The 17,405-nt window shown below is 56.1% G+C and carries 13 protein-coding genes and 5 pseudogenes; 5 read left to right on the plus strand and 13 right to left on the minus strand.

What is annotated here, in order from left to right; genetic code table 11:
- Positions 1-3: 3 nt before the first annotated feature.
- From dapA to F6X37_RS15360, 8 genes are read right to left on the minus strand one after another with little or no spacing between them, the layout of a single operon-like run.
- Complete coding sequence (gene dapA, locus F6X37_RS15325; RefSeq protein WP_187611916.1) at positions 4-888, minus strand: 4-hydroxy-tetrahydrodipicolinate synthase; 885 nt, start codon at positions 886-888, stop codon at positions 4-6.
- Positions 889-928: 40 nt separating this feature from the next.
- A complete protein-coding gene (locus F6X37_RS15330) occupies positions 929-2,170 on the minus strand; it encodes an MFS transporter (RefSeq protein ID WP_187611917.1) in 1,242 nt (413 codons plus the stop codon).
- 14 nt (positions 2,171-2,184) lie between these two features.
- Positions 2,185-3,174, minus strand: coding sequence for a hypothetical protein (locus F6X37_RS15335; protein ID WP_187611918.1), 990 nt, complete (start codon positions 3,172-3,174; stop codon positions 2,185-2,187).
- Between the two features lie 31 nt (positions 3,175-3,205).
- Entirely contained in the window at positions 3,206-4,069 is an 864-nt protein-coding gene (locus F6X37_RS15340; RefSeq protein WP_187611919.1) for a hypothetical protein, read from the minus strand.
- Positions 4,070-4,075: 6 nt separating this feature from the next.
- Positions 4,076-4,423: a cupin domain-containing protein gene (locus F6X37_RS15345; protein WP_187611920.1), complete on the minus strand. Its 348-nt coding sequence runs from the start codon at positions 4,421-4,423 to the stop codon at positions 4,076-4,078.
- Positions 4,410-5,189: an amidohydrolase family protein gene (locus tag F6X37_RS15350; protein ID WP_187611921.1), complete on the minus strand. Its 780-nt coding sequence runs from the start codon at positions 5,187-5,189 to the stop codon at positions 4,410-4,412. The genes F6X37_RS15345 and F6X37_RS15350 overlap by 14 nt, the downstream gene beginning before the upstream one ends.
- Positions 5,186-6,490, minus strand: coding sequence for a phenylacetate--CoA ligase family protein (locus F6X37_RS15355; protein ID WP_187611922.1), 1,305 nt, complete (start codon positions 6,488-6,490; stop codon positions 5,186-5,188). The genes F6X37_RS15350 and F6X37_RS15355 overlap by 4 nt, the downstream gene beginning before the upstream one ends.
- Positions 6,472-7,743 carry a phenylacetate--CoA ligase family protein gene (locus F6X37_RS15360; RefSeq protein WP_187611923.1) on the minus strand — a complete coding sequence of 424 codons (1,272 nt, stop codon included), beginning with the start codon at positions 7,741-7,743 and terminating at the stop codon, positions 6,472-6,474. The genes F6X37_RS15355 and F6X37_RS15360 overlap by 19 nt, the downstream gene beginning before the upstream one ends.
- A 688-nt stretch (positions 7,744-8,431) precedes the next feature.
- Here F6X37_RS15360 and F6X37_RS15365 point away from each other — a divergent pair.
- Positions 8,432-9,303, plus strand: a pseudogene (locus F6X37_RS15365) (IS5 family transposase); the annotation flags it as partial.
- Between the two features lie 122 nt (positions 9,304-9,425).
- On the opposite strand, the gene F6X37_RS15370 reads toward F6X37_RS15365, so the two are convergent.
- From F6X37_RS15370 to F6X37_RS15380, 3 genes and pseudogenes are all read right to left on the minus strand, one after another.
- Complete coding sequence (locus F6X37_RS15370) at positions 9,426-9,563, minus strand: hypothetical protein (RefSeq protein WP_187611924.1); 138 nt, start codon at positions 9,561-9,563, stop codon at positions 9,426-9,428.
- Between the two features lie 404 nt (positions 9,564-9,967).
- Positions 9,968-10,168, minus strand: a pseudogene (locus F6X37_RS15375) (pyridine nucleotide-disulfide oxidoreductase); the annotation flags it as partial.
- A gap of 34 nt (positions 10,169-10,202) precedes the next feature.
- Positions 10,203-10,514: pseudogene (locus F6X37_RS15380) on the minus strand (MBL fold metallo-hydrolase); the annotation flags it as partial.
- Between the two features lie 3 nt (positions 10,515-10,517).
- On the opposite strand from F6X37_RS15380, the pseudogene F6X37_RS15385 reads away from it, so the two are divergent.
- Positions 10,518-10,835 (plus strand): annotated as a pseudogene (locus F6X37_RS15385) (sigma 54-interacting transcriptional regulator); the annotation flags it as partial.
- A 24-nt stretch (positions 10,836-10,859) separates the two neighbouring features.
- Here the strand turns inward: F6X37_RS15385 and F6X37_RS15390 are convergent.
- Positions 10,860-12,587, minus strand: coding sequence for a tannase/feruloyl esterase family alpha/beta hydrolase (locus F6X37_RS15390; protein ID WP_187611925.1), 1,728 nt, complete (start codon positions 12,585-12,587; stop codon positions 10,860-10,862).
- Between the two features lie 12 nt (positions 12,588-12,599).
- A complete protein-coding gene (locus F6X37_RS15395) occupies positions 12,600-13,742 on the minus strand; it encodes a porin (RefSeq protein ID WP_184058736.1) in 1,143 nt (380 codons plus the stop codon).
- 369 nt (positions 13,743-14,111) lie between these two features.
- Here F6X37_RS15395 and F6X37_RS37625 point away from each other — a divergent pair.
- The 3 genes and pseudogenes from F6X37_RS37625 to sufB form a co-directional block, all read left to right on the plus strand.
- Positions 14,112-14,533 (plus strand): annotated as a pseudogene (locus F6X37_RS37625) (AraC family transcriptional regulator); the annotation flags it as partial.
- A 941-nt stretch (positions 14,534-15,474) separates the two neighbouring features.
- Positions 15,475-15,960 (plus strand): SUF system Fe-S cluster assembly regulator, encoded by a 486-nt coding sequence (locus tag F6X37_RS15405; protein WP_410451366.1) that lies wholly within the window; start codon positions 15,475-15,477, stop codon positions 15,958-15,960.
- Positions 15,932-17,380, plus strand: coding sequence for a Fe-S cluster assembly protein SufB (gene sufB, locus F6X37_RS15410; RefSeq protein WP_187611926.1), 1,449 nt, complete (start codon positions 15,932-15,934; stop codon positions 17,378-17,380). Before F6X37_RS15405 ends, sufB begins: the two co-directional genes overlap by 29 nt.
- Positions 17,381-17,405: the final 25 nt, after the last annotated feature.

The raw sequence follows: 17,405 nt of genomic DNA on the forward strand, positions 1-17,405 counted from the left end.
GCGCTAAGTCCCTTCCAACTCATCCAATACAGACGCCAGGGACGGTTCGTGCTCATTTGATAGCCACGTCATCGGCAATCTAATTCCCGAATCGATCAGGCCCATTCGATGCAGAACCCACTTGACCGGTATAGGATTCGGTTCAACAAAAAGTTGATTGTGCAACCCGGCGAGCAGGCGGTCCGTATCTCGAGCTGCTCCCGGATCTCCAGCAAGCGCATATCTGCACATCTCAGCCATTAACCGGGGAACTACGTTTGCCGTCACTGATATAACGCCCCTGGCACCTGCCAGAATAGCGTCACAAGCAAACTTGTCTTCACCGCTGAACACATTGAACGTTTTGCCGCAGCGTTCCAACAGCTCGACGGTCCGACTCGCCGTCGCCGCTCCGCTGGCCTCTTTAATGCCTACGATATTCTTGCATCGGTTGGCCGCTTCCTGAACGCTTACCGGCAACATATCGGTACCGGTTCTGCTCGGGACGTTATAAAGGATCACCGGCAGATCGGTTGAATTCGCCACCCGCACATAGTGTTCCACCAAGCCTCTTTGCGTCGGTTTGTTGTAGTAAGGCGTCACTGAAAGGATACCTTGACAACCGAGCGCCGTGACCGCCTCCGTAAGTACAACTGCTTCCCGAGTCGAGTTTGCTCCAGCCCCAGCGATGACCGGAACTCTTCCGTTCGCAGCCTTAATTGTCCTTTCTATCACGCGCAGATGCTCATCGACATCCAGAGTCGGCGATTCCCCTGTCGTTCCGACACTTACGATTCCGGCAGTGCCGTTCGAGGCATGAAAATCAACCAGTCCTGATAGTGAATCCCAGTCTATCGAACCATCAGCAAACATGGGAGTAACCAGCGCAACCACGGATCCGTCAAACATTCGATGACCTCATTAATTGTAAAATGCCGCATAACGACCGCTATGCCGGGTCCCGGGCCGAAAATCGGGCAATCTTCACTTGCGACCAGACACAAAACGTTAGAAGCGTTGCACCAACCGCACACATGGCCAAATCTGTTCTGACATAAGGCATAGCTACGCCAACGCTGAGTGTACCCAGCGCGCCACCCAAAGATCCAACCGAGAACCAGAGACTCATGACTTTCCCCTGGTTTTCCCGGCTTACCTGACGCTGAATCACAGTCAGTACTGGGACATCGGTGCAAGCGGCGGACCAGCTGACCAGTGCTACTATCCCGAACAATGTTGCTATTGGAGCGCTGACTACGTAGGTAACCGCAAGGAGAACAAAAACAATTCCCAGAATGCCCTCGCTGAGATGGGCGAGCCTTAGCGGGTTGGACGACAACCTGCGCCCGATCCATAAAGTGATGAGCATCTCCAAGATACCGTTCGTCAGCATGAGTACGCCATACACATCGGCATGCGAAGGAGACTTGTCACGTAGTGCAACGGGTATGCAAACCTGCAACACGCCTCGCCAGAAAAATGTATAAATGGCGTAAGTGATGACACGATCGTGGAGCAGTTTATCGGCGGCCAGAGAACGGTAGCCATTCAGCAGGTCAGACGCAAAACTCCATGTTTTCCCCTGCGGCACACGTCCTGCCGCTGGCAATAGGGTAAGCAACGTCCCACTCACCGTCAACGCACACCCTACAACGTAAAAGGCCGCTTGAATGCTAAGGTACGCCAGTAACGCCGATTGAATTCCCGCACCGATAAAGTAGGCGGGCCAAAAGCTACTTTGTAACAATCCGTTTGCGGGCTGGGCGTCCTGCGCCTCGACCACATCACCGACGTACGCCCTGCCAGCAGGAGAGCTAACCGAGAAGAGAGACGAAATAAGCAAGCTCGCCGCCGCAAGCGTCGCTGTGCCGTCCCGCCCTAGGTGCAAGAAAAATGCAAGCGCGACGACCACAATAACCTTTCCTGTCTCAGCGAGAAGCAGGATCTTCTTTTTATCCCAACGATCAGCGAAAACGCCTGCGACAGGCCGAATCACTACACGCGGAAACACGTTACAAAACGTCAGAAAGCCGATCTCCGTCGCCCCAGCTTGGTGCGAGATGGCGCTGAACACTACCAGTGCCCCGAACAATCCGTCGCAGGCAGTCCCAACTAACTGTGCCAAAAAGTAAACAGAGAATTCCTGCTTCCTCAAGAGAAGGCCGTAGGGCGACTGAAGAACGCCTTTCATGAAATTTCGACTTTTCATATAACTTGTTGCTGAACGCCCTGCTGATCCAAGCGACTGTCTAAGCTCGCTAGTTCCGTCAAGAACGTCTTCACGTATCGCTCAACGCGCGCGATTTCATCGAATAATCCGGACGCGAATGAGACGGTAGCGTCGTCGCCCTCGAAATCCCCACCCTTGCCAGCAATTCGCTTTTGCGTGGCGTGAGCTTGCCGGCTTATGTCTTCCATCACGTTCACCAACGGGCCAAGCTCTGGGAAAATCTTGCAGAACTGAGCGAAGCTATTACGCGACCCCGAATAAATAGAAAAAAAATCTCGTAACCTTTCCGACTTTTCGATTCGCGAAGAGAAAGGATATTGCAGATATGCTTCGAATTGATTCATGAACCAAAGCGAGTCGGTGTAATCGCTGACCACACTGAGGAACGTGTTCGCGAAGTCACCGCGCGCATTTGCTGGAGATTTTCCGACCGAAAACTCTCTCATCCGCTTCATCGTGCAGTTTTCAAAGAAATCGAAAACGACTCGATCCGGATATGAGTAGCCGCACAAGATGCCGCCCCCGCCGTCGTCTACGATACTCCAATCGCCGTCACGACGACCGACTAAGGTTACCATGTGTTCGGTATGCTTCTGCCGGAATTCGGGGCAGTGAGGCAAGTAGAAGACGTCCCCAGCTAGAAGAACTACGTTGTCAACGCTCCACGCGCTTTCAGCGATCGTGACGATATCGGTCGGCCTCTCGGGTTCCAGCATGACTTGGCTGACTCCCAATTGGTTAAGGTCCGAATTGTCCAGGAACCTAGACGTGAACTCATACCGACGTCTTCCCTCCTTGACAATCTGCTCGAAGATTTGATCAGTCGAAACGAGCGATCTGAAAAATAACAATTCAACTGGAACGTCTCTGTCTTTCAGTCCCACCATCGCCTGCCGACGCCAACAATTCATAAAGCGTCGGTCAAATACGTCACGATCGTACTTTACTAAATCTACAGGTGGCATCGCCCAACTCCTCGTATGAGATTGCTGACACTTAAAGCCGCTGAAAAAACTCGCCTTGCATTTTTGTCTGCATATCCGCGTACGCTTGGGGTGGGGCGCTACGCATCTGTTTAATCGCAGGCCAGACTTTTTCCATGCGAGATCCGAGCCACGCGCATTTGCTATCGCGCTCCCAGTCGGCAACATCCAACCTATACGTTTCTGCACCCTGCCGCAAAAGCACCTCTTCGGCATAAGGATCGAAAAAGATCGCGCGCTCGTGATGTTCCTCGGCAAAGAGCGGCGCGATGAATCCGTACGGGGACACCCCATTCAACTCTTCAACAAGCCGCCTCAGGCGTTCACGTCTGAATCCGCGCGGTAGATTTCTATCCACCCGCACGCGCCAGACGACCTCCCCACGGACGTACCGGTCAAAGGTGTACTCGTTGTCGGCCGAGGTGACGAATTGAACCTCGCCGTTTCCCGTCCACGCTCTACCGGAAGAGTTGCAGTCATAGTAGGTCTTCCTAACAGGGTCCAACAGCATCCATCGATCATCGTTCACCGGCACGTGAACCAAACTAATGAAGGCAAATTTCAGCGCTTGCTGTCTGACGTCGGTAACGTCGGCGTGGACAATCTGGCAGTCTATGCCTCCATTACGCAGGAGCGACTCCAACATCTCGGCCTGCTCTATGCAAGTCGCACCAACCCCTTGACTAAACTTTTCCCACAAATCTGCTGCTTCGAAAAATAGCTTATTTTCGACAATATTTTTTGCGGTATCGAATTCCACGCGCTTGATAAAGCGCGAAAAAGCTTCTATTACCCGATCGACTAGGTTCTCATGAACCAACATGTCGTCGATGATCGCTGCCAACGAATCGTGGTTAGTCGCATATTTTCCCGCCATGTACGATTATCCCTCTGTGAAAAACGAACCTGGGATTGCGCCGCGGACCAGTACCGTCACCTGATCGACAGCCGCATTACCGACCACGACACACGAATGCAACGTTCCCCGAGGGATTTTCACATGGTCACCCGGACGGACGATAAAATCGTCCGTACCTACGCGATGCCGAGTAGTGCCCGCCACCCGAAAAATTATTTCGTCCACGTCGTGGCGTTCCTCCTTCAGATGCTCACCCACGTCCATGGTGTTCCGGAAGGCGATGCAATCCAAGGTCTCATACAAAATCTTGATTGCCTTCGGCTCACCGTGCACATTTCGGACAATCAAATGCATGTCATTAAGCGCCTCCACTGGCCGCCTCCTTGGCACTGGTCAGATTTTGGACATTTCTGCCCATGATGCCTTCACGTTCCAGATTCGAAATATCGAGCTCTCTGATCTTGGCAAGCTCGACGTTCTGACTGTGAGACGGTCCTTCGCTGCCGAAAAGCAATCGTTCTGGACCGAGCTTACGTAGCGCAGTCCGTATAGCCGGCAAGGCGCCCGTGGACGTCTCCAGATAGATTTGCTCGTACTCGGATGCAAATTCGACCGCGGCGTGATCAGACGAAGCGAATCCCATGTGCCCAATGATCAACGGGGGACGGTAACTGTCATAAATTTCAGCTAAAGCATCCAGCGACGCTTGCGGCACCATAAGAAGGTGGGTGTATATCGGCAATTCGTTGTCCGCGCAGAACGCGAACAGTTTCCGCACCTCAGGGTTCCTGTATGACAGTCGAGCAATAAGGGGATTTAACTTGAATCCGACAATGTTGGGATGAGACAGATACTCCTCAACCAAGCTATCAACGTCGTTGAATTCAGGGTTCAGTTCGACGAAACCATAGAACTTGTCGGGTCGAACGGTGACAGCCTCAAGGATAAGCTCATTAGCGGGCTCAAGGCTGATCAGTGGTTCGTCTCCACGCATGAAATCTGCGAGACGGTCGGCATGCACCTTGTTGCCAGGTACGACGATCGTCATGTCTGTACCTGAACGCTCCATGCTTCTCAGGTAAAACTCTATGTTGCTCATGGGCGATGAACCGAGATGAGCATGCGCATCGATAATCACGTGGTGAGACTCCTATCGACAAAATTGACTTTAGGTAAACTCGCGAACTCTTCTTGGGTGTCCACGAATCTGAAGCGACCACCTTTTTCTTTCGCGATACCCAGTTTGTCTGCGAGATGACCACGTTCGCAAACGGTGACCTTCGCGTGCACCCCGGCGTGCTCGAAAATCTGACTTTCCACTTCTGCCCGAGCGACACGCTCACTGGAACGCTGCTCAACAAAGACGTGCAAGTTGTCTTGCCACACGTTGGCTATGAACTCGGCGCTGACCCGGCGGTCGCCGAGCACCGCTTCCTCTATCTGAATAGGGAGGACGCATTTCCCCCCAACGTCAGCCCGATCAAGGACACGGCCGAGGATCTCTAGACTAGGCGTACCGAGATGACAACTACATTCCTCGTGGAGCACCGCAAGGTCGCCCGTTTTATAGCGGATCAGCGGCATCGGTTGCGGGTTCAAGTTAGTCAGAACAATTTCGCCTTGGGAGGACGGCCCCACGACAGTTCGTGATTCGTCATCGATGAGCTCAACGTACATGCCGAGCGAATTCTTCGGGATGTGGAACTTTCCTTCAGGGCAGGAAACGAGCCCACCATCCAGTTCGGTCAGCCCGTACGTCGAGTACACCTCCGCGTCACCGTAGAGTTCTGAAATTCTTTGCCACTTTCGCCGCGAAAGAATTTCTCCAGTGACGAAGATCTTGCGGACAGACAACCCCGCGGGATTTCCGCCCTCATCCTCAATCGCTTCGGCGTATCTGATAATTTCCAGAGGCCTGCCAACTATCAGTTGCACTTCTCGACGCATTAATAGGTCTACAACCTTGCTCGGCGGCGCAAGGAAATTTCGTACGCCCGCAGGAATCACCGATATCCCCAAGTGCCGGAGGCCTAGCACATACTTGAGCCCCATCGGGTTCATCTCCATGGGCAGCGCAACCATTGCGACTCTTATCTGGTCGTTCCTTAGCTTCATCCACGAATCAATGAAGTCCCCAAAAGCTTCCACCCGATCGCGCCCGAGATCAGGGAGCACCGGAAAGGCATCGCCCGTTGAGCCACTTGTCTCGAAGTAGAAGGGTGGTCGCTCTAGCCATACCTCGTGGAGCAAGGAACCATCTGTCACTACTCCTTGTCTGTTGATTGACGGCAATTCGATAGACGACCTGATTCCCTGAAGGTTGATTCCTTCATAAAGGCGCCGGTAGAAGGTAAAAGAGCGCGCCGCGCTTTCAGCAAGCTGACGCAGTCTATCAAGCGAATCCGACTCTCGCGCCGGATTTAATACGTTACCAGCCATGCTTCCTCTCCGCCGTTCGGGCGTGCAAAGTCTTTCAGCGACTTGAGGGAGATATCTTCCGATCGTCGGAACAGAGCCTCAAATGTGGTACCGACTTCCTTTAGTTCTATCGCCAATTCATCAAAGAAGATTGCAAATTTCTGTTGGAGCCTGGAGCGTAGATCGTCGTTGTTCATGCCTTTCTTGACATCGAGGCTTAGCGCTCCTTTACGAGCTTTCTCGTCAACCAGTTCAAGTTTGAACATCCCGGTTGTCTCTTCAAACCCGCAAATGATCTGTTCGACATCCGTCGGTAGCAATCGGCTCTCTCCAAGCAACGCTAACTGGCTCAAGCGCCCACTCACCTTCAAGCGAGGTGAAGTGCAACCGCAACAGCAGATTGACGTATCGAGACGGCCAATGTCCCCAGTCCTGTATCGAATACGAGGTGAACCCTCCCGGCGGATCGTCGTAATAACGATCTCACCCGGCTCACCAACAAGCGCATTACCAGTTTTCGGGTTGATGATCTCTACATAGAAGCAGTCGTCGTAAACATGTGATTCGCCGCAGGTTCCCGTGAAGGTAATCGCGCCAAATTCGGACATTCCATAAGTTTGAGCAACCGAGTCTGCTCCATATAAACCGGCGGTTTTGCGCATTGCCGACTGAGAGACTGCGCTACCGCAAAGTTGGATGTGACGTATCTTTTCGAACGCAGTATCGTCGGCCCGCATTTTCATCGCGAGCGTCGAAAAAAGAAACGGGTTCGACGTAACCAATACCGTCGGCTGGAGTCTCATCGCCAGGTCGAGTTGTCGCCTCAAACTGCTATAGTGACTACCCAAATCGACTGCTATCGCCATAGCGCCTGCCTTTTGCGCGGCTTGATGGAACGCGTGAGCTGACGAAGTGAATGCATAAGGAAGCGAGACCAGCACGGAATCCTGCTTTCCCAGTTTTATCCAATCTGGAAATCTCTTCGATAGATCACTATTCCAGTCCTTGCTTGTAAAGAAGGACGGGCACCGCGACGATCGATCGGGATTGCCGGCGCTCGTTCCGGATGACTCATGGTACGAGACAACATCTGCAAGGGACACGCCTAACGCGCCGTAGGGAAAGGATCTCTGCAAGTCGTCTTTTGTCGTAAAAGGTAAATCCTCAAAAGTGAATGACTTTCCTTCACCAATAATCTTCTTGAACTTGGCAGCATAAAGCTCGGTCTTGCCATAAGCATTTAGCACTGCGTCTGAGAGCTGCTGAGATTGCATTCCATGCCTCGATAGGGATAACGAGCGTACAGAGCACACTTGCGGGTACTCAACGAAATCTAGTCAATTTGATGGGTTTTGATGAATTTTCGAATCCATGATTAAATGGCACTATTTTTTAAACAATCCAGTTCTGCCAGACAAGCAAACGCGCCATCCGCGCCGCGTGATGGCAGGCTGCATTTATCCGGTGTCGTAGAAATGCAAAATGCTGCTGCCTTGGATCGAATCTTTAAAGGAATGCCTGCGTTCGCTTCGCATCGCGAGGGCACGTATCTGGTGCTCACGTGCGGGTACCAACGCACCGCGCAATTGGTGAGCGCCGTCGGAAAGCGAGAGCCGTGACGAGCGATCGGTTCTTCTTCATCCGGGCATATTACCTGGTTGCGTGCCGAAGTTGGTAATGCACAATCCTTGCTATTTGTCATCTAAAAAATCAGAGAGGCCTATTGATTTTATTAAGGATGGCTTATTCCGAATGCTTGAGTCAAAGATCCGGCAATATTAGCTTGGGTTAATTTAAGCATAAAATTTCATCTCAAAAACCTATCTTTCAAGATGGGTTTATCTTGAAATTAAAATGTGGTATCGCCCGTCTGGCAGGTTGCGGAAATACCTCGCGCGGAAGTCATCGCGACGGATAGTAAAGGCGTTGATGTGAGAAGCTCACCCGACCCCCAAGGAGATCATGCGCGGCGCCGACACGTTCCCGGAAGTCTGTTTTCCGTGCGCAAGCTGGACGATTTCGTTCCGTGCTTGCATCCGCTGCGCTCGATTCGCATCATGGCGAATGAGGCGCTGGCGAAGATGGACCGCTTGTTTGCCGGAATGTATGAGACTGACATCAAGGGCGGCCGCCCGAGCATCGCGCCGGAGAAACTGCTGCGGGCCATGCTGCTGCAGGTGCTTTACAGCATCCGGTCCGAACGCCAGCTCATGGAGCAAACGCAATACAACCTGCTCTTTCGATGGTTTATCGGTCTATCGATGGACGATTCGGTGTGGGTGCCGACGGTGTTCACGAAGAACCGCGAGCGTCTGATCCGTCACGATGCGGTGGCCGAATTCTTCAACGAAGTGCTGTCTATCGCGCAGAAGAAGAACTGGTTGTCGGGCGAGAACTTCAGCGTGGACGGCACGCTGATCCAGGCGTGGGCGAGACACAAGAGCTTTGTGCGCAAGGACGGTGACGACAGGGATAACGACGGTGGTAGCGGCGAGGGCGACTTTAAGGGTGCCAAGCGGAGCAACGAGACGCACGAGTCGACGATCGATCCCGACGCACGGCTTCATCGCAAGGGCAAGACGGCCAGCGAACTGCGGTTCATGGGCCACACGCTGACCGACAACCGCCATGGGCTGGTGGTCAACGCTCGCGTTAGTCGTGCTGACGGACATGCTGAACGTGACGCGGCCAAGGTCATGATCAACGATGCGCGGCAAGCAGCGAAGGACGCGGCTGCGCAAATCACGCTGGGCGCGGAAAAGGGTTACGACGCACAGGAATTCATCGAAGCCTGCCAGCAGATGAAGGTCACGCCGCACGTGAGCGTGAGCACGTAAATCGATCGGGATTCGGGGCGTTTTGAGCAGCTTGCGTGATGTAGGCTTAGGCGCAAACCTCGTTCACGTTGCTCAAGTTTGTGGATCGTCGGCGGAATCTGTGGGTAGTTTGAGGCGATTTACGAGGGGTAAAGGAAGCGATAAAGCTTCTTGCAGGTGGCGTCGAAAGCGCTCTGGGCCTCCTCGTCGAGATGCCGAGAAATTAGCGGGCCACCGTATTCATCGATCTGGTCGAGAACGAGCGTGCGTGCATCCATCGCGAGGCCTGGCCGGGATACGCACTTATGCGCTGCAGCGCATAAAGCAGAGGGTTTTTTGTTTACCGATCGCGGCATGACTCCATCTCGTCTTGCTCACATGTTCGAGACCCGCGACCGCTAAACAAAAAACCCTCTGCTATACCCGACGCTTCAGATATTAGCGAATCCCGGCCAGACCTCGAGGTCGACGCAACCGCCGATCACTGGCTGCACGAATTGACGACTGTACGCGACAACCTTCGACATGCATCAATCGCGACGACTTCGATGTACCAGCATGGCGACGAAATCCAACGCGCGCGGCAGATGGATCATCAGGCCTTTGCTGCCCGCAAATAGAGGCTAACTCGCTGAATCAAAACAATTTCGAAAATTTCTGCGGTTCCGGCTTACAACCCCTAATAGTGCGTGTCGGCGGGATCGATGGCCGCGATGTCGAGATCGGGGCTGCGCGCGAGCAGGCTCGATGCCGTCGCGATGCCGGCCGCGCCCGCGCCGACGATCACCACGTCGTGCTGGCGCGCCGGCCGCATCCGTTGCGCTGTGACGGCAGGCGCATCGGCACCCGGCTTCGAAGGGGCTGTGAGTTTCGTGTTCCGCATGTCTGATCCTCCTGTTTGCTCCAGGCCGCCGCGCTCACAGCGCATCGACCGGTACCTTGATGTATGACACGCCATCGCTTTCGGGCGGCGGCAGGTGGCCCGCCCGCATGTTGACCTGCACCGAAGGCAGGATCAGCACGGGCATCGCGAGCGTGGCGTCGCGGGCCGTGCGCATCGCGATGAACGATGCTTCGTCGACGCCGTCGTGGACGTGGATGTTCCGTTCGCGCTGCTGGGCCACCGTCGTTTCGAAGAGCAGCGGACGGCCGCCAGGCTGGTAGTCTTGGCACAGATACAAGCGGGTTTGCGGCGCGAGACCGAGGATGCGCTGGATCGAGCGGTACAGCGCGACGTGCCGCTGTCCATTCAGGTGAAGCTGCTGCGGCTGATCGAAACGGGCACCTTCAGGCGCGTGGGCAGTACCGATATGCTGCGCGCCGACTTCCGGCTCGTCGCGGCCACGCACAAGCCGCTCGAGCGGATGGTCGCGGACGGCCAGTTCCGTGCCGATCTGTATTTCCGGATCAGTGCGTTTCCGATTCATTTGCCCGCGGTGCGCGAGCGTGTCGACGACATCGCGCTGCTCGCGGATTCGATCCTGCGGCGCATTGCGTCGGCGCGCGCCGGATCGTCGCATAAAGCGTCGATTTCCACGGATGCGATGGCGCTCCCCCCTCGCACGGTCAGTGGCTTAGCTGCAAGTGAAACTGCTTGCCGAGTTCACGTCTCCGCTGGTATAGCGGGCCACCTTCGGATACGCGCAGAGCGGACGCGTGCGCCCGGCACCCCAGCTAGTCGGCACTTCGCTATTCGGTATCGCGTTGGTCGTGTCGCGAGCCGTTGCGATGATCCGGTTCGGCGCTTGCCCTTGCTCGACCCATGCCACCATAGGCGTCAGCATGTCGAACTGATCGGCCGTGGGACCGCCGCTGCAGTGGTTCATCCCTGCTACCGTGAAGAGCCGGGCGAAATTGCTCGCGTCACCGCCACTAGCCGTGGACAAGCGCTGATACCAGTCGGTCGTATCGTTCGACGAGAACACTGGATCGCTCGTCCCGTGATAGACGATCAACTTCGCGCCCCGGCTCCTCAGACCGCTCAAATCAGTCTCGTTCGGCGGGGTCATGAATGACCACGAAGACTCGGAATAGACACCGCTCGTTGCGAAGATCTTCGGCGCGTCACTGTCCATGTTGAAGTTCAGAGCGTAGGCGCCGATGGAGCTGAGCAGCGAAGCGCTCTGCGGCGGCGACGTAAATACGAAGGCCGCCGCGGCCGGGTCAAGGCTGATCGAATTGCCTTGCTTCCACGCGGCCCAGCCTGATCCGTTGACACCGACGTCATACGGAAAGCTCGCATAGAGCGCAGTGCCCGCGCTATTTTTCGCCCCAGAAAAAATATTTCCAACGGCTTGCTTTTGAGCCGCCGTAAGACAGGTGCCGTCGCGCCCATTGCTCGAACATGTCGATACGTCCGTGGCCAGGTCGAAGTTCGCCTGGCACGCTTTGATGTCTTGCACCATCCCGTCCGCTACACCATCCAGCGAATCGCACTTCGCGATGACCTTCGACGCAATGAGCTGCCTTTCAGCAGTCGTCAAGCCGGTGGTGATATCGGCAATTCCGGATGACGTTTTGGCGGTCGCGACGGTAGCTAGCTGTTGTGCGCTCCACATCTGCCCGATCGCCGCCTTTGGCAAATGAAAGCCGGGGTCGCCGGCAATGATGCCGTCGTAATCCGCGAAAGACCTGGCTGCCGCCACCATCGCATGACGGCCGCCGTTCGAGCAACCTTCGAAGTAGCTGCGGTCGGGGCCCTTGCCATAGGCCAACTTGATCACCTGCCTGGCCATTGGCGTGAGCGTAGCAACGGCGTTATAGCCATAATCGAGGCGCGCCTGGGGATCGAGACCAAACAGCGGGTTTTGCGACCCGGAATGACCTGCATCCGAACTGATCACGGCGAAGCCCATGTTTAGAGCGTTGTTCAGCGGGCCCCCGCCACTGAGCACCCCCGTCGCCGGTGTCACACTACCGTCGAGACCACCGTTGGCCTGATAGAAAAAGCGACCATTCCACGCGATAGGTAGCCGCATTTCAAAACCAATCGCATAAGTTTGGCCGTCAACGGCGCTCGTGCGTTGATTCATTTTCCCTTCGATCACGCAATGTTCGGGCACGGACTTTCCTGCCACCGTGAGCGTTCCGGCCGGCACGTCGGTAACGGACGTGAACGTCGTGGCCGCAAACGTCAACCTGGCGGCGAGCGCGCTGCAGTTTCCTGACAGCGTCGCGGGTTGTGCTGCGGAAAGCCGAGGCAATTGTGTCGCACTGGTGGAGAGCGAGTCGGAACCGCCGCCGCAGGCCGCCAGCATCGCGGACACTGCCGATACGCACATAGCAATTGAAGTTCGTTTCATTCTCGCCCCCTATCAGAACATGTGTTTAATGCCGACCATCACGCCCGTTTGACCCATGCCCGCGCCTGGCGTGGTGCCACCGCCGCCACCGCTGACCGAATAGCGCGCCTTCGCGCTGTTCGCGAGATACGCAGCCTGCGCATAGACCGACGAACGCTTGCTCAGAAGATAGGTGGTGCGTAATGTTCCCATCGTGGCGCGGGTATCGTGGTCGCTATTGATGATCCGAAACACTTCGCCATCGAGGAGGAACGCAGGCGTGACCATGTACGAAGCGCCGAGGAAGAACAGATCCGAACGGATATTCGGTACTGTCGGCGACTGGGTCACTACGCGGCGTCCAATCCAACCTGCGCCGATCTTCGCGCCTGCGTACTGCGCATAGGCGCTCAGTTGCGTACGGGCGTCCTTGTCCGCGGCGTTGATGAGAGGTGTCGGCGCAATTCCGTCGAAGAAGTTGGCGGCTGCGGTCGCGCCGCCGCGTTGCTCCTCGTACGACGCAGCCGCGCCGAAATATTGAGAGTCGTACTTGAGCATTGCGGACCAGTCGCGGCATTCCGTGGCGTGGCCTGGAACCGAGCCGGTACAGGTTCCTTGTCCCGGCGAGTTGCCGGTACCCGCCGCGTCCCGTCCGAATGAATAGCCCGCGCCCAGCGTAAAGCCCTTGTACGAGCCAAGATAGGTGATGGAGTTGTCGGCGCGTGCGTTGGGCACATAGGCATCCAGGGAGCCCATGCCGTAAATGTCCGGACCGATGATGTCGGCGCCCTGAACCGCAAGATAGGTCATCGTGTACTGACGGCCGAACGCGAGCGTTCCATACGGGCTTTTCATGCCGACGAATGCTTGGCGTCCGAACAGCCTCCCGCCCTGTCCAGAACTGCCGTCGCGCACGTTAAAGCCGCTTTCGAGCGTGAAGACAGCGCTGTAGCCGCCGCCTAGATCTTCGTTGCCGCGCAGCCCCCAGCGTGACGGGAACTCTCCGGTAACGGATGGCATGCGAAAGACGCTGTCGCCCTTCGCGTTCGCGTGCGAGACATACTCGATCCCCGTGTCCACGATGCCATACAACGTGACGCTCGATTGCGCAAAGGCTCCAGTGCTCAGCGCGCATAGCGCACCGAACATGAGAACGTGAGTCGACTTCAATTGCATGGTGATGTCTCCAGACCAGTTGTATGTTTTTTTGTTGAACTGCGGTTGAGGGATCTTCGGTTTCAGGCGATTGCAGCGATGAGCGTGACGGGGATGCTGGCCCCGCTTACCGTTGATGCAATATCAGGCAGGCTGATATAAAGAACAAAATAAAGCGCGTCCTGGAAGACGCGCCTGTCCGTCGCGATAGTTCCATATTTGATATCAGGTATCCTGACAACGCAAGCATGAAATGTTCGGTAGATACCCTATGCAGCGGGATGGATGCGAGCCGAGCATTGATTGGTGACGGCTGCCCTTCCGACGAGCAGCGCAAACTGTACGAGCTCGCCTACGCGCAGGTCCACTTCAATATGGACGCTCGCCGGCTCGCTGGTGTCGCCCATGCTGGCGCTGCGCATGCGGTGGGGCGAAGCTTGCCCGCAGGCCATCCTGCGTATCGAGCGCGATGTGCTCGAGCGTCATGCACAGCGTCATTTCGGCGACGCGGCGGGTGGGGCAATCGAATTCGAGCCAGAATTCGCACTGACGTCGGCACAGAGGTGTGCCTGATGCAGTTGCTGACGATGCTCGCGGAAATCATGAGTACGGAGGCGCATCCGCTGCGCTATCCACTCGCATTTGAGCAGTTCGAGTCGACATTCCTGAACGCGCTTATCTACGGTCAACCGAACAGCGTACGAAGCGGCATGACGCGCGAGCGCAGACCGCTTGCGCCGTTTTATGTACGACGGGTGGAGGAATACATCCGTGCGCATTTGCAGGAGCCGCTAACGATCGAGCGGCTCTCGCTGACGGAGTGTGGGCTGACGATGCATCCTGAAAAATCAAAGATCGTGTATTGCAAGGACAGAAGTCGCACCCAAACCTACCCGAATGTGACCTTCCGGAGTTGACCCGCTTTCGTGGACACCTATCCTTTGGAACAGGAGGTGTCCATCATGGGTAAACGCCTACTTCGTCAAATACTTTTTCTGAAAATGAAATAATCAGAATTTATCGGCGCAAAATTGTTAATTGCCTGTACGCCTTGAAGGGCAATCTCATGCAGGCACGGACGAAAGGGGCCGTCATCGTTAGCGCACGTAAAGCGCCCGAATCTTGACGGGGGATTATTCATCCGACAGCGACAACTGGCAACGGTGACCGTGGATTCCGGGCTTTCATGTATGCGCTGAACACGTAGGCCGAGGGCAATGGGCGCGTTCGACATTCAGTCCGCGCACCTGCTCAACACTCCACACAACCACAATCACCAGAAAGATCGGGCAGTGGCCCCACTGGGTCCGGATGCCACAACAGCCCAAAGTACTATGCGGCGGGCCTCTCCCGAGATAGGCGATGCACATCGCGCATCCTTCACGCGGATTCCGGCTTTTAAATCAGTTTTCGATATTCTGGATATCAAACAATTGATGTCTCGTCGGGCGAGTGGGTATTCGCGGTCGATGGAGCGTGGCTCGCCAGAGCGGTCCGTCACGAAGACCAATACACTGACAAGGTTATATATACAGGTCTAGAATGGAATCGGCGTTGGGCCGTTCGCGAAATACTTCTCCCGAAACGGAAAGCGATTCGCGACGTGGCCAGGAATCCCCACACAGGACAGTGTCGCTCACTCCAAACGTGCGGTTTTCGTTTCGATGTAATCTGGACCAAAAGGGTCCTGATTAAAACGGGAGATGTTCCGATGTTGCGCATGAGCAAACTTGCCGATTACGGCACGGTGATCATGACTGCGATGGCGCGCGATCCCGATGCCGTCCACAGCGCAAGCAGCATTGCTGCGGCGACCGGCGTCGCGGGGCCTACGGTGTCAAAGGTGCTGAAAGTCCTGACGCGCGGTGGTGTCGTGGAGTCGCTGCGCGGCACAAACGGTGGCTACCTGCTGCCGCGGCCGCCCGCGCGGATCACGCTGGCGGAGGTGATCGCCGTCGTCGACGGCCCGATCGGGATGACCGAATGCAGCACTACGCCAGGCCTGTGTATCCAGGAGGCGGCGTGCGCGGTGCGCGCCAACTGGCAGAAGGTCAATCGCCTGATTTACGAAGCGTTGCAGCAGGTCACGCTGGCGGACATGGCGGGCCCCACTTTGCGCGCAGTCGATATCAGCGCGATCCGCGCGCGTAGTATCTCCACCCATCGCGCGGGCGCGACGCCTGCGCCAAGTCGATTGACGGAGGCCACGCATGAGCGCATCCACAACCGGTTTCGATGAACTGATCAGCCGCGAATACCAGCACGGTTTCGTGACTGATCTGCAGGCCGATGCGCTTCCGCGCGGGCTGAGCGAGGATGTGGTCCGGCTCATTTCGGTGAAGAAAGACGAGCCGGCGTTCATGCTCGAATGGCGACTCGCGGCCTATCGCCACTGGCTCACGATGACCGAGCCGCATTGGGCGACGGTCGAACACCCGGCGATCGATTACCAGAACATCATCTATTATTCCGCGCCGATGACGCAGAAGAATCGTCCGAAGAGTCTCGATGAAGTCGATCCGGAACTGCTGCGTACCTACGAAAAGCTGGGTGTGCCGCTGAGGGAGCGCGAACTGCTGGCGGGCGTAGCGGTGGATGCGGTATTCGACAGCGTGTCGGTAGCGACTACGTTCCGCGAAAAGCTGGCGGAACTCGGCATTGTGTTCTGTTCATTCTCGGATGCCATACAGCATCATCCTGAGCTGGTGCGAAAGTATCTCGGCTCGGTCGTGCCGCACACCGATAATTTCTTCGCCGCGCTTAATTCCGCCGTGTTCAGCGATGGCTCGTTCTGCTACATCCCGCCGGGCGTGCGCTGCCCGATGGAACTGTCGACCTACTTTCGTATCAACGCCCAGAACACCGGGCAGTTCGAGCGCACGCTGATCGTCGCGGACAAAGGCGCGTACGTGAGTTATCTGGAAGGCTGCACCGCGCCGATGCGCGACGAAAACCAGCTGCATGCCGCTGTGGTCGAGCTGGTCGCGCTGGAAGGGGCGCAGATCCGCTATTCGACCGTGCAGAACTGGTATCCGGGCGATGCGTCGGGCAAGGGCGGCATCTACAACTTCGTGACCAAACGTGGCGACTGCCGCGAGGCCAATTCGAAGATTTCATGGACTCAGGTGGAAACCGGTTCGGCGATTACGTGGAAGTATCCGAGCGTGATCCTGCAGGGCGATAACTCGGTCGGTGAATTCTATTCGGTGGCACTGACCAACCACTATCAACAGGCCGATACCGGGACGAAGATGGTTCACCTCGGCCGCAATACGCGCAGCACGATTCTGTCGAAAGGCATTTCGGCGGGCCGCGGAAAGAACGCGTATCGCGGCCTCGTGAAGGTCGGCCGTGCGGCGGAAGGCGCGCGCAACTACACGCAGTGCGATTCGCTTTTGCTCGGAAACCGTTGCAGCGCTCACACATTCCCCTACATCGAGGTCAAGAACCCGACCGCGAAAGTCGAACACGAAGCATCGACATCACGCATCGGCGAAGACCAGTTGTTCTATTGCCGGCAGCGTGGGTTGTCGCCGGAAGATGCGGTGTCGATGATCGTGAACGGCTTCTGCAAGGAGGTCTTCAAGGAACTGCCGATGGAGTTTGCAGTCGAGGCACAAAAGCTGCTCGGCATCAGCCTGGAAGGCGCCGTGGGATAACCCACAGCGATTCGCGAGGGATTCG

The sequence above is a fragment of the Paraburkholderia sp. 31.1 genome, from assembly GCF_014397645.1.
Lineage (GTDB): Bacteria > Pseudomonadota > Gammaproteobacteria > Burkholderiales > Burkholderiaceae > Paraburkholderia > Paraburkholderia tuberum.

Excerpts from the sequence above, each read along its gene's own strand:
- dapA (WP_187611916.1), bottom strand. The coding sequence starts at position 888 with ATGTTTGACGGATCCGTGGTTGCGCTGGTTACTCCCATGTTTGCTGAT.
- F6X37_RS15330 (WP_187611917.1), bottom strand. The coding sequence starts at position 2,170 with ATGAAAGGCGTTCTTCAGTCGCCCTACGGCCTTCTCTTGAGGAAGCAG.
- F6X37_RS15335 (WP_187611918.1), bottom strand. The coding sequence starts at position 3,174 with ATGCCACCTGTAGATTTAGTAAAGTACGATCGTGACGTATTTGACCGA.
- F6X37_RS15340 (WP_187611919.1), bottom strand. The coding sequence starts at position 4,069 with ATGGCGGGAAAATATGCGACTAACCACGATTCGTTGGCAGCGATCATC.
- F6X37_RS15355 (WP_187611922.1), bottom strand. The coding sequence starts at position 6,490 with ATGGCTGGTAACGTATTAAATCCGGCGCGAGAGTCGGATTCGCTTGAT.
- F6X37_RS15360 (WP_187611923.1), bottom strand. The coding sequence starts at position 7,743 with ATGCAATCTCAGCAGCTCTCAGACGCAGTGCTAAATGCTTATGGCAAG.
- F6X37_RS15370 (WP_187611924.1), bottom strand. The coding sequence starts at position 9,563 with ATGGATGCACGCACGCTCGTTCTCGACCAGATCGATGAATACGGTGGC.
- F6X37_RS15390 (WP_187611925.1), bottom strand. The coding sequence starts at position 12,587 with ATGAAACGAACTTCAATTGCTATGTGCGTATCGGCAGTGTCCGCGATG.
- F6X37_RS15395 (WP_184058736.1), bottom strand. The coding sequence starts at position 13,742 with ATGCAATTGAAGTCGACTCACGTTCTCATGTTCGGTGCGCTATGCGCG.
- F6X37_RS15405 (WP_410451366.1), top strand. The coding sequence starts at position 15,475 with ATGACTGCGATGGCGCGCGATCCCGATGCCGTCCACAGCGCAAGCAGC.
- sufB (WP_187611926.1), top strand. The coding sequence starts at position 15,932 with ATGAGCGCATCCACAACCGGTTTCGATGAACTGATCAGCCGCGAATAC.